Source organism: Vibrio sp. ER1A (genome assembly GCF_000733315.1).
GTDB lineage: Bacteria > Pseudomonadota > Gammaproteobacteria > Enterobacterales > Vibrionaceae > Vibrio > Vibrio mediterranei.
In genome coordinates, this window is sequence record NZ_JPJA01000006.1 from 29846 (window position 1) to 53666 (window position 23821).

At 44.6% G+C, this 23821-nt stretch carries 22 protein-coding genes and 9 tRNA genes; 24 read left to right on the top strand and 7 right to left on the bottom strand.

The annotated features are described in order from the left end of the window. Positions 1–549: 549 nt before the first annotated feature. The 6 genes from HW45_RS29825 to HW45_RS01910 all read left to right on the top strand — a co-directional run bounded on the left by HW45_RS29825 (position 550) and on the right by HW45_RS01910 (position 1410). The gene (locus HW45_RS29825; protein WP_235225336.1) at positions 550–696 is read left to right on the top strand and encodes a hypothetical protein; all 147 of its coding nucleotides are present in this window, start codon (positions 550–552) and stop codon (positions 694–696) included. A gap of 209 nt (positions 697–905) precedes the next feature. Further along, positions 906–981, top strand: a tRNA-Phe gene (locus HW45_RS01890). Between the two features lie 56 nt (positions 982–1037). Continuing rightward, positions 1038–1113, top strand: a tRNA-Thr gene (locus tag HW45_RS01895). 18 nt (positions 1114–1131) lie between these two features. Beyond that, positions 1132–1207: transfer RNA gene (locus tag HW45_RS01900), tRNA-Asn, on the top strand. Positions 1208–1239: 32 nt separating this feature from the next. Beyond that, positions 1240–1315, top strand: a tRNA-Thr gene (locus tag HW45_RS01905). A 19-nt stretch (positions 1316–1334) separates the two neighbouring features. Next, positions 1335–1410 (top strand) — tRNA-Asn (locus HW45_RS01910). A gap of 127 nt (positions 1411–1537) precedes the next feature. On the opposite strand, the gene HW45_RS01915 is transcribed toward HW45_RS01910, so the two are convergent. Both HW45_RS01915 and HW45_RS01920 read right to left on the bottom strand, forming a co-directional pair. Further along, positions 1538–2647: a PilT/PilU family type 4a pilus ATPase gene (locus HW45_RS01915; protein WP_038224286.1), complete on the bottom strand. Its 1110-nt coding sequence runs from the start codon at positions 2645–2647 to the stop codon at positions 1538–1540. A 9-nt stretch (positions 2648–2656) separates the two neighbouring features. Next, complete coding sequence (locus tag HW45_RS01920) at positions 2657–3697, bottom strand: type IV pilus twitching motility protein PilT (RefSeq protein ID WP_038224287.1); 1041 nt, start codon at positions 3695–3697, stop codon at positions 2657–2659. A gap of 25 nt (positions 3698–3722) precedes the next feature. Here HW45_RS01920 and HW45_RS01925 point away from each other — a divergent pair, with 25 nt between their 5' ends. Genes HW45_RS01925 through hemW form a run of 7 tightly spaced genes read left to right on the top strand, consistent with a single transcriptional unit; the run spans position 3723 to position 8446 of the window. After that, positions 3723–4433: a YggS family pyridoxal phosphate-dependent enzyme gene (locus HW45_RS01925; protein WP_038224289.1), complete on the top strand. Its 711-nt coding sequence runs from the start codon at positions 3723–3725 to the stop codon at positions 4431–4433. A gap of 46 nt (positions 4434–4479) precedes the next feature. Continuing rightward, positions 4480–5298, top strand: a complete 819-nt coding sequence (gene proC / locus HW45_RS01930; RefSeq protein WP_038224292.1) for a pyrroline-5-carboxylate reductase — start codon at positions 4480–4482, stop codon at positions 5296–5298. 31 nt (positions 5299–5329) lie between these two features. After that, positions 5330–5887, top strand: coding sequence for a YggT family protein (locus HW45_RS01935; RefSeq protein WP_038224294.1), 558 nt, complete (start codon positions 5330–5332; stop codon positions 5885–5887). Next, positions 5887–6174 carry a DUF167 family protein YggU gene (yggU, locus tag HW45_RS01940; RefSeq protein ID WP_038224296.1) on the top strand — a complete coding sequence of 96 codons (288 nt, stop codon included), beginning with the start codon at positions 5887–5889 and terminating at the stop codon, positions 6172–6174. Before HW45_RS01935 ends, yggU begins: the two co-directional genes overlap by 1 nt. A 24-nt stretch (positions 6175–6198) precedes the next feature. Continuing rightward, positions 6199–6630: a DUF4426 domain-containing protein gene (locus HW45_RS01945; protein ID WP_038224298.1), complete on the top strand. Its 432-nt coding sequence runs from the start codon at positions 6199–6201 to the stop codon at positions 6628–6630. Positions 6631–6678: 48 nt separating this feature from the next. Next, the gene (locus HW45_RS01950; protein WP_038224300.1) at positions 6679–7281 is read left to right on the top strand and encodes an XTP/dITP diphosphatase; all 603 of its coding nucleotides are present in this window, start codon (positions 6679–6681) and stop codon (positions 7279–7281) included. A gap of 16 nt (positions 7282–7297) precedes the next feature. After that, entirely contained in the window at positions 7298–8446 is a 1149-nt protein-coding gene (hemW, locus tag HW45_RS01955) for a radical SAM family heme chaperone HemW (protein ID WP_038224372.1), read from the top strand. A gap of 29 nt (positions 8447–8475) precedes the next feature. Here hemW and glsB read toward each other — a convergent pair whose 3' ends face one another. Both glsB and trmB read right to left on the bottom strand, forming a co-directional pair. Next, positions 8476–9396 carry a glutaminase B gene (gene glsB / locus HW45_RS01960; protein WP_038224302.1) on the bottom strand — a complete coding sequence of 307 codons (921 nt, stop codon included), beginning with the start codon at positions 9394–9396 and terminating at the stop codon, positions 8476–8478. Positions 9397–9481: 85 nt separating this feature from the next. Beyond that, positions 9482–10201 (bottom strand): tRNA (guanosine(46)-N7)-methyltransferase TrmB, encoded by a 720-nt coding sequence (trmB, locus tag HW45_RS01965; protein WP_006075540.1) that lies wholly within the window; start codon positions 10199–10201, stop codon positions 9482–9484. Positions 10202–10342: 141 nt separating this feature from the next. Between trmB and mutY the strand changes: the two genes are divergently transcribed. The 7 genes from mutY to HW45_RS02000 all read left to right on the top strand — a co-directional run bounded on the left by mutY (position 10343) and on the right by HW45_RS02000 (position 13425). Then, positions 10343–11401 (top strand): A/G-specific adenine glycosylase, encoded by a 1059-nt coding sequence (mutY, locus tag HW45_RS01970; RefSeq protein WP_216613724.1) that lies wholly within the window; start codon positions 10343–10345, stop codon positions 11399–11401. Positions 11402–11415: 14 nt separating this feature from the next. Beyond that, positions 11416–11688 carry an oxidative damage protection protein gene (locus tag HW45_RS01975; RefSeq protein ID WP_038224304.1) on the top strand — a complete coding sequence of 91 codons (273 nt, stop codon included), beginning with the start codon at positions 11416–11418 and terminating at the stop codon, positions 11686–11688. 54 nt (positions 11689–11742) lie between these two features. Next, complete coding sequence (gene mltC / locus HW45_RS01980) at positions 11743–12876, top strand: membrane-bound lytic murein transglycosylase MltC (RefSeq protein WP_038224375.1); 1134 nt, start codon at positions 11743–11745, stop codon at positions 12874–12876. Between the two features lie 125 nt (positions 12877–13001). Beyond that, positions 13002–13077: transfer RNA gene (locus HW45_RS01985), tRNA-Phe, on the top strand. A gap of 58 nt (positions 13078–13135) precedes the next feature. After that, a tRNA-Thr gene (locus HW45_RS01990) sits at positions 13136–13211 on the top strand. Positions 13212–13218: 7 nt separating this feature from the next. Further along, positions 13219–13294 (top strand) — tRNA-Phe (locus HW45_RS01995). A gap of 55 nt (positions 13295–13349) precedes the next feature. Further along, positions 13350–13425 (top strand) — tRNA-Asn (locus HW45_RS02000). A gap of 259 nt (positions 13426–13684) precedes the next feature. Here HW45_RS02000 and HW45_RS02005 read toward each other — a convergent pair. Continuing rightward, positions 13685–15007, bottom strand: coding sequence for a cation:proton antiporter (locus HW45_RS02005; RefSeq protein ID WP_038224306.1), 1323 nt, complete (start codon positions 15005–15007; stop codon positions 13685–13687). A 300-nt stretch (positions 15008–15307) separates the two neighbouring features. On the opposite strand from HW45_RS02005, the gene metH reads away from it, so the two are divergent. Then, a complete protein-coding gene (gene metH / locus HW45_RS02010) occupies positions 15308–18985 on the top strand; it encodes a methionine synthase (RefSeq protein ID WP_038224307.1) in 3678 nt (1225 codons plus the stop codon). 64 nt (positions 18986–19049) lie between these two features. Here the strand turns inward: metH and HW45_RS02015 are convergent, their stop codons facing one another. Together HW45_RS02015 and HW45_RS02020 are read right to left on the bottom strand one after the other, a co-directional pair. Then, complete coding sequence (locus HW45_RS02015; RefSeq protein WP_006075528.1) at positions 19050–20318, bottom strand: HlyC/CorC family transporter; 1269 nt, start codon at positions 20316–20318, stop codon at positions 19050–19052. A gap of 104 nt (positions 20319–20422) precedes the next feature. Further along, positions 20423–21217, bottom strand: coding sequence for a cytochrome C assembly family protein (locus HW45_RS02020; RefSeq protein ID WP_038224308.1), 795 nt, complete (start codon positions 21215–21217; stop codon positions 20423–20425). 172 nt (positions 21218–21389) lie between these two features. Here HW45_RS02020 and ffh point away from each other — a divergent pair, with 172 nt between their 5' ends. The 3 genes from ffh to rimM all read left to right on the top strand — a co-directional run bounded on the left by ffh (position 21390) and on the right by rimM (position 23820). Next, positions 21390–22772: a signal recognition particle protein gene (gene ffh / locus HW45_RS02025; RefSeq protein ID WP_038224377.1), complete on the top strand. Its 1383-nt coding sequence runs from the start codon at positions 21390–21392 to the stop codon at positions 22770–22772. A 221-nt stretch (positions 22773–22993) separates the two neighbouring features. Next, positions 22994–23242 carry a 30S ribosomal protein S16 gene (gene rpsP, locus HW45_RS02030; protein ID WP_038224310.1) on the top strand — a complete coding sequence of 83 codons (249 nt, stop codon included), beginning with the start codon at positions 22994–22996 and terminating at the stop codon, positions 23240–23242. Positions 23243–23262: 20 nt separating this feature from the next. Beyond that, positions 23263–23820 carry a ribosome maturation factor RimM gene (gene rimM, locus HW45_RS02035; protein ID WP_031494889.1) on the top strand — a complete coding sequence of 186 codons (558 nt, stop codon included), beginning with the start codon at positions 23263–23265 and terminating at the stop codon, positions 23818–23820. Position 23821 lies beyond the last annotated feature (1 nt).

Genomic DNA, 23821 nt, shown 5'->3' on the forward strand with positions numbered 1-23821 from the left:
ATGCTGACTTCTACGCAGCAGCAGAGCAAAGAAATGATTGCTACCGCTATGATTTAATTGACTCCTTCGAAGTATCCTGTCGCTCGATCTGCTGCTGACGAGGCAACTCCTACCGATTAAATCGAGATCGCTGTTTTTGAGTTTGATTCTGATGTTCACAATATCGCACGGGTTCTGGGTGTGATAGTGATATCGCTGAGCAGGTCGAACTACTTGCATTGAATGTCGCTATCGAGGTTGCTTGTGCTGGCGAGTAATGCACAAGCTTTTCCGTTGTTGCTGATGAAGTCAGAAATCTTGCTGGCCGAACTCAGTAAAGTACAAAAGAGATTAAAGAAATGATAGGCAGCCTGCAGTCAGGCTCACAACATGCCATTTAAAGTATCAATTGTTGCGCACAGACTAGTGAAGCGACGGTTGTTGAGCCACAAACTGCCTTAGCTGCTTTGCAAGAAGTCGTTGCTCTGTTTAGAGGCTGTTTGCCTTTAAATCGCGATAGCGACAACAGAACAAACAGAGGTGAGTGACGATACCTATCAACGAATCAACATGATTGAACAAAGTGGCAGTGAACTTCGCTCGGTTGTAGAAGAAACAGAGCAGGCCACTCGTTCATTAAATCAGCTGTCGTTAGAGCTGTACCACAAAGTAGCTCGCTGTGAGGTTCAGTCATCAAGGTTTTTCTCTTTGTACTAGGGGACAAAATCTTAACTTATTTGGTGCTGGGAAAGTTAATGAGCCTAGTTTATCTATATTCATTAAATGAGCCGAACGACTGCTAGGGCTTGTTTTTGAGCGCCAAATGAATAAAAACAGAACGCTAAGTATAGAAAAGCACCAAACGATATTTTTTTTGCAATTTAGTGTTGACGTAAAGGACGAAAAACCGTTTAATACACCTCGTCGCCCGGATAGCTCAGTCGGTAGAGCAGAGGATTGAAAATCCTCGTGTCGGTGGTTCGATTCCGCCTCCGGGCACCACAATTTAGATTGTTGGTGCTGTTAACAGTAGTACGAGCAATAACAAATAAAGTGTCGCCGACTTAGCTCAGTAGGTAGAGCAACTGACTTGTAATCAGTAGGTCACCAGTTCGATTCCGGTAGTCGGCACCATTTATTACGTAAAGTAATTCCCCCTTAGTTCAGTTGGTAGAACGGCGGACTGTTAATCCGTATGTCGCAGGTTCGAGTCCCGCAGGGGGAGCCACTTTTAAAAGTAAGCAAAAGCTTGCTTTAAGTGCCGACTTAGCTCAGTAGGTAGAGCAACTGACTTGTAATCAGTAGGTCACCAGTTCGATTCCGGTAGTCGGCACCACTTTATTGCGAAAAGCAATTCCCCCTTAGTTCAGTTGGTAGAACGGCGGACTGTTAATCCGTATGTCGCAGGTTCGAGTCCCGCAGGGGGAGCCACATTATAAGGCTGCATCTTACGATGCAGCCTTTTTTGTTATCTTGAGTTTGCCTTCCCTCTCCTGAACTGTAAAAAAGACCGTATTGCAGTAATACAGTCTTTTCTCATGCTGGTTAGAGCCTGTGATTAGCTCATATCAATCTTAATATCGCTAAGGTTTGATGAGCTGTTATTGTCATTACTTTGAAGCTTTAACATTAATCTGAGATCATTTCGCGAATCAGCACTGTGTAAAGCGTCCTCTTGATTTATCTTGCCAGCTGAAACCAAATCAAATAAGGCCTGATCAAAGGTTTGCATTCCGACTTCTTTACCTTTCGCAATTGCAGCTTTGATTTCATGTAAATCACCTTTACGGATGAGCTCGGAAATGCGAGGGCTATTTAGTAGAACCTCGAAAACGCCGTGACGGCCCTGTCCATTCTTATCTCGAATGAGCTGTTGTCCTACAATGCCTTTTAAATTCGAAGATAAGTCAAAGAGGAACTGTGCCCGTCTATCTTCCGGTGTAAGGTGTAGTATTCGCTCTAAAGCTTGGCTAGCATTATTCGCATGCAATGTTGCGATACAAAGGTGCCCAGTTTCAGCAAACGACATGGCGTATTCCATCGTTTCCCTAGAACGTATCTCACCAATTAAAATCATATCAGGAGCTTGTCGAAGTGAATTTTTAAGAGCAACTTCATAGCTTTCAGTATCCAGCCCAACCTCACGCTGTGTCACGATACATTTTGCGTGCTCATGAACGAATTCGATGGGATCTTCGACGGTAAGAATATGACCACTGCGGTGCTGATTTCGATAACCTGTCATCGCTGCCATAGTGGTAGATTTACCCGAACCAGTAGCTCCTACCACTAAGACTAAACCGCGTTTAGCTATTGCAAGATCTTGCAATACTTCTGGCAACGAAAGCTGCTCGAAGGTCGGTATCTGAGTTTCAATTCTTCGGATGACTGCACCAGGCAATTCTCGCTGGTAGAATGCACTTACTCTAAAACGGCCGTATGGCTTCACTATCGCAAAATTAGCTTCTTTTGTTGTCTGATACTCCGAGTACTTAGAACGCTCCATGACGCTGCTTAAAAGCGCTTGAATCGCCTCTGTAGTGAGCTTGTCATCTTTTGCTTGCAGTTCGCCATCTACGCGATATAACAGTGGCGCATCGACTGTTAAGTAAAGATCAGAGGCTTTTTCGTCAAGCATGTGATTTAGAATAGTATCAATGTTGTGCATTATCTCGTCCTATTGAAACATTGAACCATGTTGTTCAATCTTCTTATTCACTTCTTCTAGTTCAACCAATCCTTGAGACAATAACCGTTTAGAGTGCTGTTCCATGGTCTGCATACCACTTGCCGCACCTGTTTGGATAATTGAGTACATCTGAGCTACTTTATCTTCTCGAATTAGGTTTCTGATAGCGGGTGTCGCTAGCATAATTTCATGACAAGCGATGCGCCCACCTCCCACGCGCTTTAACAGAGTTTGTGCGATAACAGCTCGTAAAGATTCTGAGAGCATAGAGCGAACCATTTCTTTGTCTTGGCCTGGAAATACATCAATAATCCGGTCAATGGTTTTGGCTGCAGAGCTCGTGTGCAGAGTGCCAAAGACTAAGTGGCCGGTTTCGGCAGCGGTAAGAGCTAAGCTAATGGTCTCTTGATCTCGAAGCTCACCGACTAAAATGATGTCCGGGTCTTCACGCAGTGCAGAGCGGAGTGCAGCTTTAAAACTGTGGGTGTCGCGATGAACTTCTCGCTGGTTAACCAAACATTTTTTATTCTGATGAACAAACTCAATAGGATCCTCAATGGTCAGAATATGTTTGTTTTGATGTTGGTTAATGTGGTCGACCATGGCAGCTAGTGTCGTTGATTTACCCGAACCAGTCGGCCCTGTCACTAATACCAAGCCGCGTTCTAAACTGGCTATCTCGGAAAATTTGTCGGGTGCGTCTATTTGCGCCAGTGTTGGGACTTCACTGGGGATGGTACGAAAAACGGCAGAGCAGCCACGAGATTGATTAAACGCATTGACACGAAAACGACCGATATCGGGCACATCAAATGAAAAATCGATTTCGAGATGCTCTTCGTATTCGCTGCGCTGTTTATCATTCATAATGTCAAAAACTAATTTATGGACCTCAGAATGCTCAAGAGCAGGGATACCAAGCTTTCTTACTTCACCATCAATACGTACCATAGGTGGGACACCAGCAGAAAGGTGTAGATCTGAAGCGTTATGCTTTACACTAAAGTCTAGTAACTCGGTGATATCCATTCATTTTCCTTATAATTTGTAAGCTATGACTAGTATTCAACAAAATATCGAACTAATCACCTCCCAAATTGCACAGGCTGAGCAAAAGTGCGGGAGAGCGCAAGGTGATGTGCAATTGCTCGCGGTCAGTAAAACTAAGCCTATTGAGGCAATTTTAGACGCATGTCAGGCAGGTCAACGTCGTTTTGGCGAAAACTATGTTCAAGAAGGCGTTTCTAAAGTTGTTCATTTCAATGAACAACATGGTGATATAGATATTGAATGGCACTTTATTGGACCTATTCAGTCGAACAAAACACGACCAGTCGCAGAGCACTTTGACTGGGTTCATACTGTAGATCGTGCCAAAATCGCCCAACGACTTAATGATCAGCGCCCTCAAGGTATGAAGCCTATTCAAGTACTGATTCAGGTGAACACTAGCAGTGAAGCAAGTAAGTCTGGTGTCGATAGCGAGCAAGTTTTAGAGCTTGCCCAATTGATTTCCTCATTACCAAACCTCACGTTAAGAGGAGTAATGTCAATTCCAGAGAATGTTAGTGACTATCAATCTCAGCTCATTGCTTTTAAAGCACTGGCAGAGGTCAAAAGCTTGCTGGCAGAAAAGCACCCTCAAGTCGATACGCTATCGATGGGTATGAGTGGTGATATGGAAGCGGCGATAGAAGCTGGAAGTACCATAGTTCGAATTGGAACAGCTATCTTTGGTGCGAGAGATTACAGCAACAAAGCGTAACACATAAGAGAGTGACGCAAAGTACCTCTAATTTAGGATAGGGTTAATGGAACAAAGAAAGATCGCATTCATTGGTGCGGGCAATATGACTCGCTCCATCGTCGCGGGATTGGTGGCCAGTGGCTACCGTCCAGATTGTATTACTGCGACAAATCCCAGCGAAGCAAAGTTAGTTGCTTTGCAGCAGGCTTATGATATTCAAGTGACGACGAACAATACTGAGGCAGCACAACAAGCCGATGTGATTGTGATGGCTGTGAAACCTCAATTAATGGAACAAGTGGCTAAACCACTTCAGTCGATTGATTTTCAGGGCAAACTGGTCATTTCAATTGCTGCCGGAATCTCAATAGAGCGTCTACAACAAATGTTTGCCAGCCCACTAAATCTGATTCGAGTAATGCCGAATACACCTTCTTTATTAGGTGAGGGTATGAGTGGTCTATTTGCTTCCCCAATAACACCAGTTAGTGATAAAACCTATGCAGGTGAGCTGATGCAGGCTGTTGGTAAAGTTTGTTGGGTTGAACAAGAATCCGGCATCAATGACATTATTGCTGCCGCTGGTAGTGCTCCGGCGTATTTCTTCCTGTTCATGGAAGCGATTCAGCAACAAGCGATAGCAAGTGGCTTTGATGAAGACACCGCTCGATTGTTGGTGCAACAAACCGCATTAGGCGCAGCCAAAATGGTTAATGAGAATCCAGAGACTGATTTAGCTACCCTGCGCCAACAGGTCACCTCTAAAGGAGGGACAACGGCAGAAGCGGTTCGTACGCTTGAGGAAAATGATATTCGAGGCATTGTTGCTAAAGCGATGCAATCGGCCGTGACCCGTGCTGAAGAAATGGAAAAACTGTTTTAATCCCAACAATGATAACTCGTAAGGGCTAGTTATGAATTCAATGAGTTTCTTGGTTTCGACCTTGTTTGATCTCTACATTATGGTCGTGATTTTGCGCATTTGGCTACAGGCAGCACGCGCAGACTTCTACAACCCGTTTTCACAGTTTATTGTGAAAGCAACCCAACCTGTAGTAGCGCCACTAAGACGAATTATTCCGTCTATTGGCGCTATTGATATGGCGACGTTACTGTTTGCTTACGTTCTTTGTGTTGGTAAATACGTGGCTTTGGTACTGATAGCTTCTGGTGGCAACTTTAGCTTCGGTGCTGACTTCTTGTTCCTAGGCTTGCTTTCTCTGATTAAAGCCGCGGGTGGATTGTTGTTCTGGGTACTATTAATTCGTGCAATCTTAAGCTGGGTCAGTCAAGGGCGCAGTCCGATCGAGTATGTCTTCCATCAATTGACAGAGCCTATGCTGGCACCAATTCGCCGAATCATTCCAGCGATGGGTGGGTTTGATTTGAGTGTGTTAGTGCTATTTATTGTGCTGCAGTTTGCTAATTTCCTAATGGGCGATCTTATTGGTCCAATTTGGTATCGACTTTAATGTCAGCCGTAAAACAGGATGGAGAAGAGCTCATTCTTCGTATTTATGTTCAACCTAAAGCCAGTCGAGACAAGCTGGTGGGAGAGCATGGAGAAGAATTTAAGGTGGCGATTACTGCCCCTCCTGTTGATGGAAAGGCCAATGCGCATTTGAGCAAGTACCTTGCTAAACAATTTAAAGTCGCAAAGGGACAAGTGTTGATTGAGAAAGGTGAGCTTGGAAGGCACAAACAACTTCGAATAGTGTCACCTGTACTGATTCCCAAGGAATTTATGGCCCTCTTATGAGGGCTTTTTTAAAGGAGAAGAACAATGAAAAAGTGGTTATTGTTGATTTCGGCATTGATGGTGGCTGGGTTAGCTCAAGCGGAACAGTTCAAAACAATCAAGGATGCAGAAGTGCATTATGTGGTGTTTAACTCGACGTTTATGACGCCACAAGTGGCGCGTAGCTATGGTTTGAAGCGTAATGAGTTTGTTGCAACGGTGAATATCAGTGTCCTTGATCGTTCAAGCGCGGGTAAGCCTGCCATGCCAGTATCGATAAAAGGCAATGCTAAAAACCTGATTGGCCAAACCAAAACGCTCGAGTTTAAAGAAATTAAGGAAGGAGATGCGATATACTACTTGGCTCAATTTCCTATCGTGAACGAAGAGCAATATCGATTCACGATTGATATTGATGCTGGAAACAAAGGTCGCGGTCCTATTACCTTTAGTCAGAAACTGTATGTAGAACCTTAAGGTTCCAATAAATACCAACGCTTAAGCTTACTAACTCGAGAGAACCCCATGAGCAAAAAAATCGTACTTGCAACCGGCAATCAAGGCAAAGTGAAAGAGATGGCTGATTTGCTATCTGATTTTGGTTTTGAAGTCCATGCCCAAAGTGAATTCAATGTCTCAGAAGTGGCTGAAACCGGTACGACATTCATCGAGAATGCCATCATTAAGGCCAGACATGCCGCTCAAGAAACAGGACTAGCTGCGATTGCAGATGACTCTGGGTTAGAAGTTGATTACTTAAAAGGCGCACCGGGGATCTACTCTGCTCGTTACTCTGGAGAAGGAGCAACGGACAAGCATAACCTAGATAAAGTACTAGAAGAGTTGAAAGGGGTTCCTGAAGCACAGAGGACTGCACGGTTTCATTGCGTGTTGGTATTAATGCGTCATGCCGCTGATCCTACGCCGATCGTTTGCCATGGAAAATGGGAAGGTCGTATTCTAACGGAGCCAAGTGGCGACAATGGTTTTGGTTATGATCCTATTTTCTTTGTGCCTGAAGACAACTGTACGTCTGCTGACCTAGAACCTGCACGTAAAAAACAGCTGTCACACCGCGGTAAAGCGTTAAAGGAGCTTTTCGCAACGATTAATGCGCAAGGTCTTTAACATGGAGCAAACACCTGTGCTGGTACCGCCGCCGCTGAGTCTCTATATCCATATTCCTTGGTGTGTTCAAAAATGTCCATACTGCGACTTTAACTCGCATGCCCAAAAGGGAGATATTCCCCAACAAGCATACATAACGGCGTTACTTGAGGATTTAGATACTGATATTCGTCAATACGGATTGGCTTCAGATTCTCGCCCGCTGTACTCAATTTTCATTGGTGGTGGTACACCAAGTTTAATCGCTCCAGAATACATTAAGCAGTTGCTTGATGGAGTAAGGGAGCGTATTCCATTTCGTGATGACATAGAAATCACTATGGAGGCCAATCCAGGAACGATCGAAGCTGCACGATTTGAGCAGTACCGAGTCGCAGGTGTCACACGCATCTCTATTGGTGTGCAGAGCTTTCAGCAAACCAAACTTGAGCGCTTAGGACGAATTCATGGTGAAAGTGAAGCGGTCAATGCAGCAAAGCTGGCTCATGAAATTGGCTTAAACAGCTTTAACTTGGATCTTATGCATGGATTACCAGATCAATCTATTGATGACGCATTAAGTGATCTTAAGCAGGCGATTGAATTGGCGCCACCGCATCTTTCGTGGTACCAACTCACAATCGAGCCGAATACCCTGTTCTACTCTAAGCCACCTACATTGCCAGATGATGATGATCTTTGGGATATCTTCGAGCAAGGACATCAAATGCTGGTGGAGGCTGGTTATCAGCAATATGAGATTTCGGGCTATAGCAAGCCAGACTTTCAATGTCAGCATAACTTAAACTACTGGCGTTTTGGCGATTACCTAGGTATTGGCTGCGGTGCCCATGGTAAGTTGAGTTTTTCCGATGGTCGTATTGTTCGAACGACTAAAGTGAAGCACCCACGCGGCTATCTCAATATGTTAAAGCCATACCTAGATTCTCAAACCGAAGTGGCTCCGGAAGAGCGTCCGTTTGAGTTCTTCATGAACCGTTTCAGGTTGTTGGAAGCATGTCCGCGAGTTGAATTTACAGAGCGAACAGGTTTGTCTGAAAGAGATATCGAAGACAAGTTAACTTGGGCGAAACAAAAAGGCTACATCAGTGAGACCTCGAAAGAGTGGCAGATCACCGATAAAGGTCGTTTGTTTTTAAATGATTTACTTGAAGGCTTTATGTAAAAAGGGAGGCGAAATGCCTCCCTTTTCAATTAAAATATAGAACGTCCAATTCGCTCCGAAAGCATCTCCAACGCTCTCGTCCCAGCGAGAGAGTTACCAGATTTATCCAGTTCTGGAGACCAAACCGCGATAGTCATTTCACCCGGAACCATTGCAATAATGCCACCGCCCACACCTGACTTACCTGGCATGCCGACACGGTAAGCAAACTCCCCGGCACCATCATAGAGGCCGCATGTCGCCAATAACGCATTGAGCTGCTTGGTTTGTGTCGGTGTGATGATCTGCTTCTTAGTATTTACGGATTGCCCTTGATTGGCTAAATAACTAAAGGTTTTGGCAAGATCAACACAGCTCATCTTTAAAGCGCAGGCATGGAAATAGTTATTGAGAACAGGAATAACATCGTTATTAAAGTTGCCAAACGAGCGCATTAGATAAGCGATAGCCGCATTGCGGTCACTGTGCATCATTTCTGAAGCTGCCACGATCTTATCGTAGACAATATGGTTGTCACCTGAAAGTGTTCTAACAAACTCCAATAGACGCTGCCTAGGCGCCGATAAGCGACTTTGCAGTAGGTCGGCTACCACAATCGCGCCTGCGTTAATAAACGGGTTTCTCGGTATTCCTTGTTCCATCTCAAGCTGGATTAGTGAGTTAAATGCTTGCCCTGAGGGTTCCTTGCCGACACGCTGCCAGATTTCCTCTGGTTTATACAGCATCATTGCCAAAGTTAGGCTCAGGGCTTTGGAAATTGACTGTATAGAAAAGGACTCTTCGGCGTCTCCAGCGGTAATTACTTCACCTTCGTTGGTGTACACTGCTATGCCTAGTTTGTTGTTAGGTACTTTTGCAAGAGCAGGGATGTAGTCCGCGACTTTTCCTTGTCCAATCAGTGGTTTTACTTCACTGAGGATAGTAGAAAGAATCTGTTTAGTTGGTTTCATATTTGTTGTTCTCCCAACGTAAGCGCCAAAAAAAGCCAACGGGAGGTTGGCTTTTCAGGATTAGAATTCGATTAGCAATCGAAACTTAAGCTGTGCGGCGATATTTGATATCCCAAACACCATGACCAAGTCTGTGACCGCGAGCTTCAAACTTTGTTAAAGGACGATCATCTGGACGTGGTACAAAGTCACCATCAGTAGCAATATTCTCATAGCCAGGTGCTTGGTTCATTACCTCAACCATATGCTCGGCATAGTTTTCCCAGTCTGTAGCCATGTGGAATACGCCTGTTTCTGGAATAAGCTTAGTTCTTACCATTTCAGCAAAATCTAACTGCACAATACGACGTTTGTGGTGACGCTTTTTATGCCATGGGTCAGGGAAGAACAACTGCATTGTACTTAGGCTGCTGTCCGGAATCATGTTGGCAAAGACTTCAACCGCATCGTGACACATAACACGCAGGTTAGTAATACCAGCATCGCGCGCTGATGATAGACATGCACCTACGCCTGGGCTGTGTACTTCAATGCCAATAAAGTTCTTTTCTGGTGCGTTCTTTGCCATTTCGACCAAAGAAGCGCCCATGCCGAAACCAACTTCAAGAACAACAGGGTTATTGTTACCAAATACCTGTTCCCAGTTGAGTAGTGACTCTTGGTAATCAATACCCATTGTAGGCCAGCACTCTTCCATCGCCGATTCTTGGCCTTTGGTTAGGCGTCCTTCACGACGAACAAAACTGCGAACTTTGCGAATCAGTTTGCCATCTTCTGTGTATTCGTTAGTAGTCACTTCACTCATTGGTTTAGCCTGTTCATTCAATAATCAGAGCGGGAATTATCCAAAGAATTTGCTCGCAAGCAAGCATTATCGGATCAGAATTTCACGCAGTTTTACTTCTGTTACTAAGTGTGGTGCAATTTCTAGCAAATTATAAGAGAGATGAGAGTAATTGTGACGCCTTTTGCACGCTCAATATTAGATTGGTATGAGAAATACGGTCGCAAAGAGCTACCGTGGCAACAACAGAAGACCGCCTATAAGGTTTGGTTGTCGGAAATCATGCTACAACAGACACAAGTGACCACCGTCATTCCATACTATGAAAGGTTTCTGGAGCACTTTCCCACAGTAGAGTCTTTGGCTAAAGCGCCACAAGATGAAGTGTTACACTTGTGGACGGGGTTGGGATATTACGCCCGAGCACGCAACCTTCATAAGGCCGCTCAAGTTGTTGTCGAACAGCATGGTGGTGAATTTCCTTTGTCACTCGAAGCAATGAATGCATTACCAGGAGTGGGGCGTTCGACCGCAGCTGCTGTTTTATCATCAGTTCATAAACTGCCTCATGCAATTCTCGATGGTAATGTAAAACGAACACTTGCTCGCAGTTTTGCTGTGGAAGGGTGGCCTGGGCAGAAAAAAGTAGAAAACCAGCTATGGCAAATTGCTGAACAACATACTCCCGCGGAAGATACGGATAAGTACAATCAAGCAATGATGGACATGGGGGCAATGGTTTGTACCAGAAGTCGACCAAAATGCACATTGTGTCCGGTAGAAAGCTTTTGTGTTGCTAATAAGCAGGGGAATCCTCTTGATTACCCGGGAAAGAAACCTAAGAAAACCAAACCTGAAAAAGAAACTTGGTTTGTGATTTTAAAACACCAAGATGAACTCTGGCTGGCTCAAAGGCCTCAAACGGGGATTTGGGGTGGTTTGTTTTGCTTCCCTGAGAGTCCTAGCGCAGATATTGATGAGGTGTTGGAGCAATATGGTATCCAACAGCGAAATATCCAATCTAGAGAGGTTGAAATCGCGTTTCGACATACATTCAGCCATTATCACCTCGATATAACGCCAATCGTCGTGACGCTTAACCAGCTTCCAACAATGGTGATGGAAGAGTCGAAAGGTCTTTGGTATAACATAACTAATCCAGAAAAGGTTGGATTAGCGGCACCAGTTAAGTCGCTAATTGAAACCTTACAACGACATTAATTGAGGATAACAATATGAGCCGTATGGTTTTTTGTGCTCACCTACAGAAAGATGCTGAAGGTCTCGACTTCCAATTGTACCCAGGTGAATTGGGTAAACGTATCTTCGATAACATTTCGAAAGAAGCATGGGCTTTATGGCAGTCTAAGCAGACCATGCTGATCAATGAGAAGAAACTCAACATGATGGATCCCGAGCATCGTAAGTTGATTGAAACTGAAATGGTGAACTTCTTATTTGAAGGAAAGGATGTCGTCATCGACGGCTACACGCCGCCGTCAGAGTAATCTACAAGGAATAAATCAAACACCACCTTTTGGGTGGTGTTTTTAATGTTGTCTATGAAGAAGTTAATCTACTTTCTGGTTCCCCTATTGCTGGTGGGCTGTAGTCGCGAATTTATCGAGAAGATATATGATGTTAACTACGAGCCAACTAACCGCTTTGCTAAGAACTTAGCCGAACTCCCAGGCCAATATGTAAAAGATACAAAGGCGTTGGACGCGCTGATCAACAGCTTTAACGGTAATATCCAGAAGCGCTGGGGTAGTCGCGAAGTTAAGGTTGCTGGTAAAAGTAATTATGTGAAATACATTGATAACTACTTGAGTCGCGCCGAGGTTAACTTTAGTAAAGGTCTTATCACGATTGAAACCGTGTCTCCAACCGAGCCGGAGAAGCACCTTAAGGCCGCTATCGTGACAACGCTGTTGACGCCTGATGATCCATCAAGCGTTGACTTGTTCTCGTCTAAAGCCATTAAGTTAGAAGGTCAGCCGTTTCTTTATAACCAGGTTGTCGACCAAGAGAAAAAACCAATCCAATGGACGTGGCGTGCTAACCGTTTTGCCGATTATCTCATTGCGAATAAGTTAAAGACCAAAAACGTAGATTTCAAGAAGGCATACTACGTTGAGATCCCCATGGTAGCGGATCACTTTAAACAGCGTAGTTACCAGTATGCAGATATCGTACGCCGGGCTTCTAAGCGCTATGACATCCCGGAAGATCTTATCTACGCGATTATAAAAACAGAAAGTAGCTTTAACCCTTATGCGGTTAGCTGGGCTAATGCCTATGGTTTGATGCAGGTGGTGCCAAAGACTGCGGGTCGAGATGTGTTTAATCTTGTCAAAAACAAACCGGGAGAACCGACGCCAGAGTATTTGTTCAACCCTGAACAGAATATTGATACTGGGACGGCGTACTTCTACATTCTAAAAAATCGCTACTTGAAAGATGTTAGGCATCCACTGTCGTTGGAGTACAGTATGATTTCCGCATATAACGGCGGGACGGGAGGGGTGCTGAAAACATTCCATAGTGACAGAAAGCGAGCGATGAACGACCTCAATTCGTTGCAACCGAATCAAGTTTATTGGGCGTTGACTAAAAAACACCCGAATGCTGAAGCGCGACGTTATTTGGAGAAAGTAACTAAATTCAAAAAAGATTTTAATGCTGGAAAAGGCTAATTTGTCCCGATCTGCGCAAAACGAATACGATTCGATGAAAAATGCAGCGCTTGAACGCTTTTTTGAAGTTTTTTTCAAAAAAGCGTTGACGGGAGACCGGAAAATCCGTTTAATAGCGCTCCGTTGCCCGGATAGCTCAGTCGGTAGAGCAGAGGATTGAAAATCCTCGTGTCGGTGGTTCGATTCCGCCTCCGGGCACCACAATTTGATATTGTTGGTGTTGATAGAAATTAGCACGAGCAACGCAAAATAAAGTGTCGCCGACTTAGCTCAGTAGGTAGAGCAACTGACTTGTAATCAGTAGGTCACCAGTTCGATTCCGGTAGTCGGCACCATTTATTTGCCTCGATAGCTCAGTCGGTAGAGCAGAGGATTGAAAATCCTCGTGTCGGTGGTTCGATTCCGCCTCGAGGCACCATTATTTGGTGCTTAAGCAAATAATGGTCTTAATGACCAGTGCTTACACAAATAATTCCCCCTTAGTTCAGTTGGTAGAACGGCGGACTGTTAATCCGTATGTCGCAGGTTCGAGTCCCGCAGGGGGAGCCACTTTAAAAAAGACCGCATCGAAAGATGCGGTCTTTTTGCATTTACGCTCCTAAGCTTTGCAAGCTTGATGTCGCTGACCTAAGTGGCCCCGTAGTATGTCGCTACGAGTGCATGGTCAGTGGAGCCACTTATAAATAGGCCGTATCATAAGATACGGCCTATTTTGCTTTTGATGTGTTTTAGTATTACTGCTTCACTACTATCTTCATAAAAAAGCCCCACCGATAAGGTGAGGCTATTGGTAGATATTAAAGACTCGCTATTCTTGATGGGCGTTGGTTTGCTCTTGAGCCGCTTTCTTTTCCGCCATTTCCTTCTCTGCAAGCTTCGCTTTTTCAATCATAGGTGTAATGGTGGAGCCTTGAATAAGAATAGAGAAAACCACCACAGAGTAGGTCATAACAAGAATTATCTCTTTAACGTCGATAAGTTTGTCTTCGATAACCCAAATTCCCGATGGAATAGAGAGTGCCATTGCTAAAGCAAGACCGCCGCGTAGGCCTCCCCACGTTAAAATTCGAACTGACCAAGGGTTATAAGTGCGATAGCGTTTAAAGCCTACATAGGCCAGTGCGACACTTAAATAGCGCGCACCAAGAACCAGAGGAATGGAGAAGGCCATCAAAATCCAGTCTTCTTGATGAAATTGGAACAGCAGCATCGACATACCAATAAGTAAGAACAGTACGCCATTTAAAAACTCGTCAACAAGCTCCCAGAAGTGGTCTAGGTGGTCTTCTGTTTCTTTTGAGAAGCCGATATAACGAGTCCAGTTACCGATCATAATGCCAGACACCACCATCGACAATGGGCCTGAAACATGAAGCACTTCTGCAAAAGCATAGCCGGCTGTTGGGATACCTATGGTAAGTAGTAGTTCCATAGAGTGGTCGTCGGTCGAGCTAATTAGGTAGTGGAATACTAAGCCTAAAACAAAGCCATATAAGATACCGCCCAGAGCTTCTTGTAAGAACAACATAGTCACGCTGCCGACAGTTGGTGTCTCACTGCCAAAAGCGATCGTAAAGAGAGTGACGAAGATAACCAGACCGAAACCATCGTTAAACAGTGACTCACCTTCAACCTGCGTTGAAACGCGTTCAGGCGCGTTGAGCTTTTTGACGATTGCCAATACTGCGATAGGGTCCGTTGGAGAGATAAGAGCACCAAACAGCAAGCAGTAGATGAGATCAAACTGAATGCCAATGACATTACAAAATCCATACAACACAAAACCGATGAAGAAGGTCGAGAACAGTGTGGCACCGAGTGCGAGTACGGTGATTTCCCATTTCTGATCTTTTAAGTGAGGCAATTTAATGCCCAAACCACCTGCAAAGAGTAAGAAACCAAGGATCCCTTGTAGAAGGAAGTCTTCAAAATCAATATCAGCTACGGTCTCTGTGGCAATCTCAGTAAGTTGAAACCAATCGTTTTGGCCAGCAATCAAGATGAGTAGCGACAGCATCATTGCACCAGCAGTGATGGCTATCGTAGTCTGCATTTTTCCTATCTTGCTGTTTACAAAGGCAATTAACATTGCCGCTGCCGACAAAAAACATAAAGTCTGATAAACGGACATCACTCCACCTAGTTTGTAAAAAAATGTTAATGGGATTTTGTGCTTCTCTTGCAGGAATATCAATCACTATTTTTGAATTCATTCCTCTTGTTTATAGATTAGAGCTTAATGAGGTAACTTGCGGATTTTTCTCATAACCGGAATGAAATTGTAGTCAGTGGATAGAATATAGAAGCGCTTGTGTCAGTCCTTTTAGTTAGATAACGTGGAAGATAATAAGACTAGAAAGATTTTTAGACGTCTAGATTTCTAAAAAATCTATGATACGATGACGGCATAAGCAAGGAATGAGGCAGTATCGTGGGAAGTAACGTAAGACAACAAATAGAGAGTCAGCTAAGGCAACGAATTCTACTGATTGATGGTGGTATGGGTACCATGATTCAGGGTTATAAGCTTGAGGAAGAAGATTACCGAGGTGAGCGCTTTGCTGATTGGCCGAGTGATCTGAAAGGTAACAATGACCTTTTAGTATTGACTCAGCCAGCACTTATTAAAGAGATTCATAGTGCTTATCTGGAAGCCGGCGCGGACATCTTAGAGACCAATACCTTTAACGCTACCACGATAGCAATGGCCGACTATGATATGGAATCGCTCAGCGAGGAAATTAACTACCAAGCGGCAAAGCTGGCTCGTGAAGCCGCAGATGAGTGGACGACTAAAACGCCAGACCGACCTCGCTATGTTGCTGGTGTACTTGGCCCAACCAACAGAACCTGTTCAATATCTCCCGATGTGAATGATCCTGGTTATCGTAATGTCACGTTTGATGAATTGGTAGAAGCGTACTCAGAATCAACACATGCACTGATCAAAGGTGGCTCAGACCTAATCCTTATCGAAACTATCTTCGATACACTCAATGCGAAGGCGTGTGCTTTTGCCGTCGAATCTGTGTTCGAAGAGCTTGGCTATGAGCTGCCAGTGATGATTTCGGGTACAATTACCGATGCATCCGGACGAACTCTTTCAGGTCAAACAACAGAAGCTTTCTATAACGCGTTACGTCACGTAAGACCGCTTTCCTTTGGCTTAAACTGCGCTTTAGGCCCTGATGAGCTTAGACAATATGTTGAAGAAATGTCGCGTATTGGCGAGAGCTTTGTTTCTGCTCACCCTAATGCAGGCTTACCTAACGCCTTTGGTGAATATGACTTGTCGCCAGAAGATATGGCAGAGCACATTGGTGAGTGGGCGCGCAGTGGCTTCCTAAACCTCGTTGGTGGCTGTTGTGGTACGACACCTGAGCATATTCGTCAAATGGCGAATGCCGTTGAAGGTGTCACTCCTCGTCCTCTACCAGAGCTACCTGTAGCTTGTCGACTATCAGGGTTAGAGCCACTGACGATTGAGAAAGACTCTTTATTTATTAACGTTGGTGAACGTACTAACGTAACTGGCTCTGCACGATTTAAGCGCCTTATTAAAGAAGAGCAATATGACGAAGCGTTAGAGGTTGCTCGTCAGCAAGTCGAAAACGGCGCGCAGATCATCGATATCAATATGGATGAAGGCATGCTTGATGCCGAGGCGTGCATGGTTCGTTTCTTAAACTTGTGTGCTTCTGAGCCTGAAATCTCCAAAGTACCAATCATGGTAGACTCATCAAAATGGGAAGTGATTGAAGCTGGCCTGAAGTGTATTCAAGGTAAAGGCATCGTTAACTCGATTTCCATGAAGGAAGGCAAAGAGAAATTTGTTGAGCAAGCGAAGTTAATCAGGCGCTATGGTGCTGCGGTTATCGTGATGGCGTTTGATGAAATTGGTCAAGCAGAGACTCGTGAGCGTAAGCTAGAAATTTGTACCAACGCCTACAATATTCTGGTCGATGAGGTTGGTTTCCCACCTGAAGATATCATTTTTGACCCTAACATTTTCGCAGTGGCGACAGGTATAGAAGAGCACAACAACTACGCTGTGGATTTCATTGAAGCCGTTGCCGACATTAAACGAGACCTCCCACATGCCATGATTTCTGGTGGTGTGTCTAATGTCTCGTTCTCTTTCCGCGGTAACAACTATGTCCGCGAAGCCATTCATGCCGTGTTCCTTTATCACTGTTTTAAAAATGGTATGGACATGGGTATCGTAAATGCTGGTCAGCTTGAGATTTACGACAATGTGCCTGAGAAATTGCGTGAAGCGGTTGAAGATGTCGTACTTAACCGCCGTGATGATGGTACCGAAAGACTGCTTGATATTGCCGCTGAGTATGCCAATAAGGGAGTGGGCAAAGAGGAGGATGCCAGTGCACTTGAATGGCGCACTTGGCCTGTCTCAAAGCGTTTAGAGCATGCTTTGGTAAAAGGTATCACTGAGTTTATTGTTGAAGATACCGAAGAGGCGCGTGTTAATGCGTCTAAACCTCTGGAAGTCATTGAAGGGCCATTAATGGATGGCATGAACGTGGTGGGTGACCTGTTTGGTGAAGGCAAAATGTTCTTACCTCAGGTTGTAAAATCCGCTCGTGTTATGAAACAGGCGGTTGCCCACCTAGAACCGTTTATTAATGCAGAAAAACAAGCAGGTTCTTCAAACGGTAAGATCTTACTTGCGACAGTGAAAGGCGATGTTCACGATATTGGTAAGAACATCGTTGGTGTTGTCTTGCAATGTAACAACTACGAAATCATTGATCTTGGCGTTATGGTGCCGTGCGAAACGATTCTTAAAGTCGCCAAAGAAGAGAACGTGGATATTATCGGTCTGTCCGGACTGATTACTCCGTCTCTTGATGAGATGGTTCATGTAGCAAAAGAGATGGAGCGTCAAGGCTTCACATTGCCACTGTTGATAGGCGGTGCTACTACATCCAAAGCGCACACGGCGGTGAAGATCGAACAGAACTACAGTGAACCCGTTGTTTACGTGAATAACGCATCTCGTGCGGTTGGTGTTTGTACTTCACTGTTATCTAAAGAGCTTAAACCAGCCTTTATTGAAAAGCTTGATATCGATTATGAACGCGTGCGCGATCAGCACAACCGTAAAAAGCCAAGAACTAAACCGGTGACACTTGAAGAAGCCAGAGCAAACAAGGTGGCTATCGATTGGCAAAACTACACGCCACCGATTCCAGCGAAGCCGGGCGTGCATGTATTCGAGAACTTTGAGGTCGCAACATTAAGAAATTACATTGATTGGACACCTTTCTTTATGACTTGGTCGCTGGTGGGCAAGTATCCCGCGATACTAGAGCATGAAGAAGTAGGTGAAGAAGCGAAGCGATTGTTCCATGATGCCAATGAGTTGCTAGACCGAGTTGAACGTGAGGGCTTGCTAAAAGCAAGTGGCATGTGTGCCTTGTTCCCAGCGGCATCTGTCGGAGATGATATTGAAGTATACACTGATGAATCTCGCACCCAAGTTCGCAAAATACTGCATAACTTGCGTCAGCAAACTGAAAAGCCTAAAGGGTTCAACTACTGTCTCTCTGATTATGTAGCACCAAAAGAAAGCGGTAAGCAAGATTGGATTGGTGCGTTTGCGGTAACTGGTGGTATTGGTGAGCGTGAGCTGGCTGACGAGTACAAAGCCCAAGGTGACGATTACAATGCGATCATGATCCAAGCGGTTGCTGATCGTTTGGCAGAAGCGTTTGCAGAATACATGCATGAGAAAGTTCGTAAAGAGATCTGGGGTTACTCAGCAGATGAAGCCCTGTCTAATGACGATCTGATTCGTGAAAAGTACCAAGGTATCCGACCAGCACCTGGTTACCCAGCCTGTCCAGAGCATACGGAAAAAGGTGCGTTGTGGGAGCTACTCGAAGTTGAGCAAACTATCGGTATGTCACTGACTTCCAGCTATGCGATGTGGCCAGGTGCTTCTGTGTCCGGATGGTATTTCTCACACCCTGATTCTCGATACTTTGCAATTGCACAGATTCAACAAGATCAGGTAGACAGCTATGCTGATCGTAAAGGTTGGGATCAAACGGAAGCTGAGAAGTGGTTAGGGCCTAATATCAACTAGGTTGTTCCATTTGGAAGTAGAGAAAACGGCACCTTTTGGTGCCGTTTCTTTTAATACTGGTTGGTTATTTTTTGTTCTTTGGAAAAACTTTGACCATCTTGATACGGTTCTCTTCCAGTTCAACAATTTCCATTTGATGCTCCGCAACTTGAACACTCAGGTGGCTTTCAGGAATATCTTCCAAATACTCCAGCATTAAACCATTCAATGTTCTAGGGCCATCTGTTGGTAGGTTCCATTTAAGGCCTTTATTAATGTCTCGGATGTTGGCGCTGCCTTCGATCAAGAAGCTACCGTCCCCTTGCGGCGTAATTTCATCAGAGAGTGTTGGCGCCATTGAGGTAGTGAACTCACCAACGATTTCCTCGAGAATGTCTTCAAGGGTGACTAGGCCATTAATATCACCGTACTCATCAACGATCAGTCCTATGCGTTCTTTATTACGTTGGAACTTTAGCATTTGTACGTTGAGTGGCGTCCCTTCAGGAATGAAGTAAACCTCATCAGCACTTCGGAGCAGGGTTTCTTTGGTGAATTCGTTTTTCTCCAACATTAAACGATAAGATTCACGTAGACGCAGCATCCCAACTACTTCATCAATCTGATCACGATACAGCACCACACGACCATGAGGTGAGTGGGTTAACTGACGAACAATTGATTTCCAATCATCATTAATATTGATGCCAGTAATCTCGTTGCGGGGGATCATAATGTCATTCACGGTCACGTGTTCAAGATCGAGAATAGAAATCAGCATATCTTGGTGACGTCGTGGGATCAGCGAGCCAGCTTCATTAACTACGGTTCTCAGCTCCTCCGAGCTTAAATGATCTTCATCATTGTGATTAACGCGAATACCCAATAAGCGAATAAAGCCGTTAGTAATAAAGTTAACTAAAACAACCAGAGGAGACAGAACCTTCATCAGAATGGTCAGCAAGATACTGCTCATAAAAGAGACGCGTTCTGGATACAGGGCGGCGAGCGTTTTCGGTGTGACTTCGGCAAAGACCAAAATAATCAGAGTTAATGCACCTGTGGCAATGGCGACACCAATATCACCATAAAGGCGTAAACCGATGACGGTGGCTATGGCTGAGGCGAGAATATTAACGAGGTTGTTACCGATGAGAATTAACCCAATCAACCGATCTGGGCGATTGAGTAAGCGCTCGACGCGTTTCGCGCCTTTGTGGCCAGTCTTAGAAAGATGTTTAAGTCGATAGCGGTTCAGAGACATCATCCCTGTCTCTGAGCCGGAAAAGTAGCCGGAAATTACAATTAGACCTGCAAGGATTGCAAACAAAATACCGGTCGAAATGTCGTCCAAAACTTCAAAATTCCTTTAGTTAATAGCTGGTTAATTAATGAACCATTTATACTGTGTTGTCAACGCGACATTCGTAGTGTGCTAAGTAGAGCATATCAAGCCATCTAGCTTAGTATGATTTCCCTAACGAATCGGCTACCGAAGTATGCCAGAGTCAGCAAGGTTGCGCCTGCAACAGCAAACCAAGTCACTTTTTTGCCTCGCCATCCTTTGCGGTAATGTCCCCAAAGCAATACTGAGTAGATAATCCAAGCCAAGAACGAAAGCACACCTTTATGAGCTTTTCCTTGAGCAAACATATCTTGAACAAACACAAAACCAGTAAGAAGCGTTGCGGTAAGCAGACCAGTGCCAATCAAAATGATCTTGAAAAGCTGTCTTTCAACCATCATTAAAGGTGGAAGATTAGGATTAATGGTCAGTGCTTTCTTATTCTTAAGCTTATGGTCAAGCCACGCTAATTGAATTGCGTAAAGCGCACCAATGGAGAGCGTAGAATAGGAAAAAAGTGCTAACGAAATATGAATTAGCAGTTTTGGATTGTGCTCCAAGTGAGTAATAAACGCAGTTGGAACAAAAGCGGCGGCAGAGAGGTTAATGGCGGCAAAGCCGTAAACCACAGGCAATAAGAACCAAATTCGCGTTTTAAGCATGGCAATGCTCATAAATAGCGAAATAATGAAGCCAATTAATGAAGCGACATTCAAGATGCTGAGGTTTTGTCCACTGCCACTCAAAATGAGATCACTGAGTAGCCACGCATGGAAAGCTAGTGCTAAAACCGCACTGACGAGAACAGTTTTTGTACGGATCCCGACCTGGTGGACCAAGCCTGGGATAATTGTAACGATGGCCAGCACATAAAGAATAGCGGCCGCAATTGCGATTAAACTGTCCATTTTTCCTAAAAAATCGATTGCTTAGAGCTGGAATTATACCCTGCATCGACTCAATGAGCCATCGCAGAAGTAAAAAGTATTGACTCGTATTTGATCTTGTTAGGTATGACTCTCACTGCTGGCTAAGGTATACTCACTACAATTGATCGCAATTTACAGCGAAGAGAAAGAAATGTTTGAGAATTTAACGGATCGTCTATCCAAAACGCTGAAGAATATCAGCGGCAAAGGTCGTCTGACCGACGACAATATTAAAGATACTCTGCGCGAAGTTCGCATGGCGCTTCTAGAAGCCGACGTTGCTCTGCCAGTAGTTCGAGATTTCATCAAAGGCGTAAAAGAGCGTGCCGTTGGTGTTGAAGTTTCTAAATCCTTAACTCCAGGCCAAGAGTTCATCAAAATCGTTCAAGCTGAGCTTGAGTCGGTTATGGGTGAATCCAACGAAGCACTGGATCTAGCTGCACAGCCGCCTGCGGTCATCTTAATGGCAGGTCTGCAAGGTGCGGGTAAAACGACCAGTGTTGGTAAACTCTCTAAACTGCTGCATGAGCGTGACAAGAAGAAAGTTCTTGTGGTGTCTGCCGACGTTTATCGTCCAGCGGCGATCAAACAGCTAGAAACACTTGCTACCGATATTGGCGTTGATTTCTTCCCTTCATCAGCAGATCAAAAGCCAATTGATATCGCCAATGCAGCTATCGATCATGCGAAGAAAAAGTTTTATGACGTATTGATTGTCGATACCGCGGGTCGTTTAGCGGTTGACCATGAGATGATGGATGAGATTAAAGATCTCCATTCAGCAATCAACCCAGTCGAAACGCTGTTTGTTGTCGATGCGATGACAGGTCAGGATGCCGCGAACACAGCAAAAGCTTTTGGTGATGCGCTGCCGTTAACGGGTGTCATATTAACTAAAGTCGACGGTGATGCTCGTGGTGGTGCGGCGCTTTCTGTTCGTCATATTACGGGTAAACCAGTTAAGTTCTTGGGTGTGGGTGAAAAGACTGACGCACTAGAACCTTTCCACCCAGATCGTGTTGCATCACGTATCTTAGGCATGGGTGACGTTCTTTCTCTTATCGAAGATTTACAACGTAATGTTGATACCGATAAAGCAGAAAAGATGGCGAAGAAGTTCAAGGAGAAGAAAGGTTTCGACCTAGAAGATTTCCGTGAGCAACTTGGTCAGATGCAAAATATGGGCGGTATGATGGGAATGATGGACAAGCTACCAGGCATGTCTAACTTACCTGATAACGTTAAAGACAAAGTTGACGACAAGATGTTTAAGCAGATGGAAGCGATCATCAACTCAATGACAATGAAAGAGCGTCAACGTCCTGAATTAATTAAAGGTTCTCGTAAAAAGCGTATCGCTGCAGGTTCTGGTACTCAAGTGCAAGATGTTAACCGTCTCTTGAAGCAATTCACTCAGATGCAAAAAATGATGAAGAAGATGCAGAAAGGCGGCATGCGCGGAATGATGCGCAACATGCAAGGCATGATGGGTGGCATGGGCGGCGGCGGCGGCTTCAATCCATTTGGTCGCTAGCCGTGGATTGGCTCAGGTTTCAGTCCCTTAAGTTTCAAACTGTTATCTGCGTCACACGAGAAATACCAGCCAAAAACTGGTGAAAAAATAGCTAAACCCCTTGCAATGCCTCGGAATAAGAGTAAAATTCCGGGGCTTTATTTTGGCACGAGACCTCAGGTTGCTCATTAGAGAAACACTTCTGAGGTCATTTTTATTATTGAGAAAGCAAAGAGGACGATATGGTAACCATTCGTTTGGCACGTCACGGCGCTAAGAAGCGTCCATTCTATCAAATCGTAGTAGCGGACAGCCGCAATGCAGCGACTGGCCGTTTCATCGAGAAAGTGGGTTTCTTTAACCCAACTGCTACTGGTCAAGAAGAAGGTCTACGTCTAGACCTAGAGCGCGTTAACCACTGGGTTGGTCAAGGCGCAACAGTTTCTGACCGTGTTGCTAAGCTAGTTAAAGACGCTCAAAAAGCGACTTAATTATTAGTTTAGTTAGCAGTATGTCGTCGATGAAAGGTAAAGAAACTATGAGCAATACTCCCGAAAGAATTGTTGTAGGTAAATTTGGTTCTACTTATGGCATTCGTGGATGGCTTAAAGTGTTTACCTACACAGACAATCCTGAAAGTATTTTCGATTACAGTCCTTGGTACATTAGTCAAAAGGGCGAATGGGTCGAATTGAAAGTTGAAAGTTGGAAGCGCCATAACAAAGGTATGGTGTGTAAACTTGAAGGTCTTGAGGTTCGTGAAGAAGCTCACCTACTAACTAACTTTGAAATTGCAATTGATCCAGCTGTGCTTCCTGAACTGTCAGAAGATGAGTTCTACTGGCGCGAATTGTTCGGCATGAAAGTAGTGACCACAAAAGGTTACGACCTAGGTGAAGTAACCGACATGTTGGAAACGGGTTCGAACGATGTTCTGGTTGTGAAAGCAAATCTGAAAGATGCTTTTGGGCAAAAGGAACGGTTGATACCGTACCTTGAAGAGCAAGTGATCAAGAAAGTTGATCGCGAAGCTCAACGGATCGAAGTTGACTGGGATCCTGGATTCTAAT

Coding starts and splice junctions, on each gene's coding strand:
- HW45_RS29825 (WP_235225336.1), top strand. CDS start 550: ATGATTGAACAAAGTGGCAGTGAACTTCGCTCGGTTGTAGAAGAAACA.
- HW45_RS01915 (WP_038224286.1), bottom strand. CDS start 2,647: ATGCACAACATTGATACTATTCTAAATCACATGCTTGACGAAAAAGCC.
- HW45_RS01920 (WP_038224287.1), bottom strand. CDS start 3,697: ATGGATATCACCGAGTTACTAGACTTTAGTGTAAAGCATAACGCTTCA.
- HW45_RS01925 (WP_038224289.1), top strand. CDS start 3,723: ATGACTAGTATTCAACAAAATATCGAACTAATCACCTCCCAAATTGCA.
- proC (WP_038224292.1), top strand. CDS start 4,480: ATGGAACAAAGAAAGATCGCATTCATTGGTGCGGGCAATATGACTCGC.
- HW45_RS01935 (WP_038224294.1), top strand. CDS start 5,330: ATGAATTCAATGAGTTTCTTGGTTTCGACCTTGTTTGATCTCTACATT.
- yggU (WP_038224296.1), top strand. CDS start 5,887: ATGTCAGCCGTAAAACAGGATGGAGAAGAGCTCATTCTTCGTATTTAT.
- HW45_RS01945 (WP_038224298.1), top strand. CDS start 6,199: ATGAAAAAGTGGTTATTGTTGATTTCGGCATTGATGGTGGCTGGGTTA.
- HW45_RS01950 (WP_038224300.1), top strand. CDS start 6,679: ATGAGCAAAAAAATCGTACTTGCAACCGGCAATCAAGGCAAAGTGAAA.
- glsB (WP_038224302.1), bottom strand. CDS start 9,396: ATGAAACCAACTAAACAGATTCTTTCTACTATCCTCAGTGAAGTAAAA.
- trmB (WP_006075540.1), bottom strand. CDS start 10,201: ATGAGTGAAGTGACTACTAACGAATACACAGAAGATGGCAAACTGATT.
- mutY (WP_216613724.1), top strand. CDS start 10,343: ATGAGAGTAATTGTGACGCCTTTTGCACGCTCAATATTAGATTGGTAT.
- HW45_RS01975 (WP_038224304.1), top strand. CDS start 11,416: ATGAGCCGTATGGTTTTTTGTGCTCACCTACAGAAAGATGCTGAAGGT.
- mltC (WP_038224375.1), top strand. CDS start 11,743: ATGAAGAAGTTAATCTACTTTCTGGTTCCCCTATTGCTGGTGGGCTGT.
- HW45_RS02005 (WP_038224306.1), bottom strand. CDS start 15,007: ATGTCCGTTTATCAGACTTTATGTTTTTTGTCGGCAGCGGCAATGTTA.
- HW45_RS02020 (WP_038224308.1), bottom strand. CDS start 21,217: ATGGACAGTTTAATCGCAATTGCGGCCGCTATTCTTTATGTGCTGGCC.
- ffh (WP_038224377.1), top strand. CDS start 21,390: ATGTTTGAGAATTTAACGGATCGTCTATCCAAAACGCTGAAGAATATC.
- rpsP (WP_038224310.1), top strand. CDS start 22,994: ATGGTAACCATTCGTTTGGCACGTCACGGCGCTAAGAAGCGTCCATTC.
- rimM (WP_031494889.1), top strand. CDS start 23,263: ATGTCGTCGATGAAAGGTAAAGAAACTATGAGCAATACTCCCGAAAGA.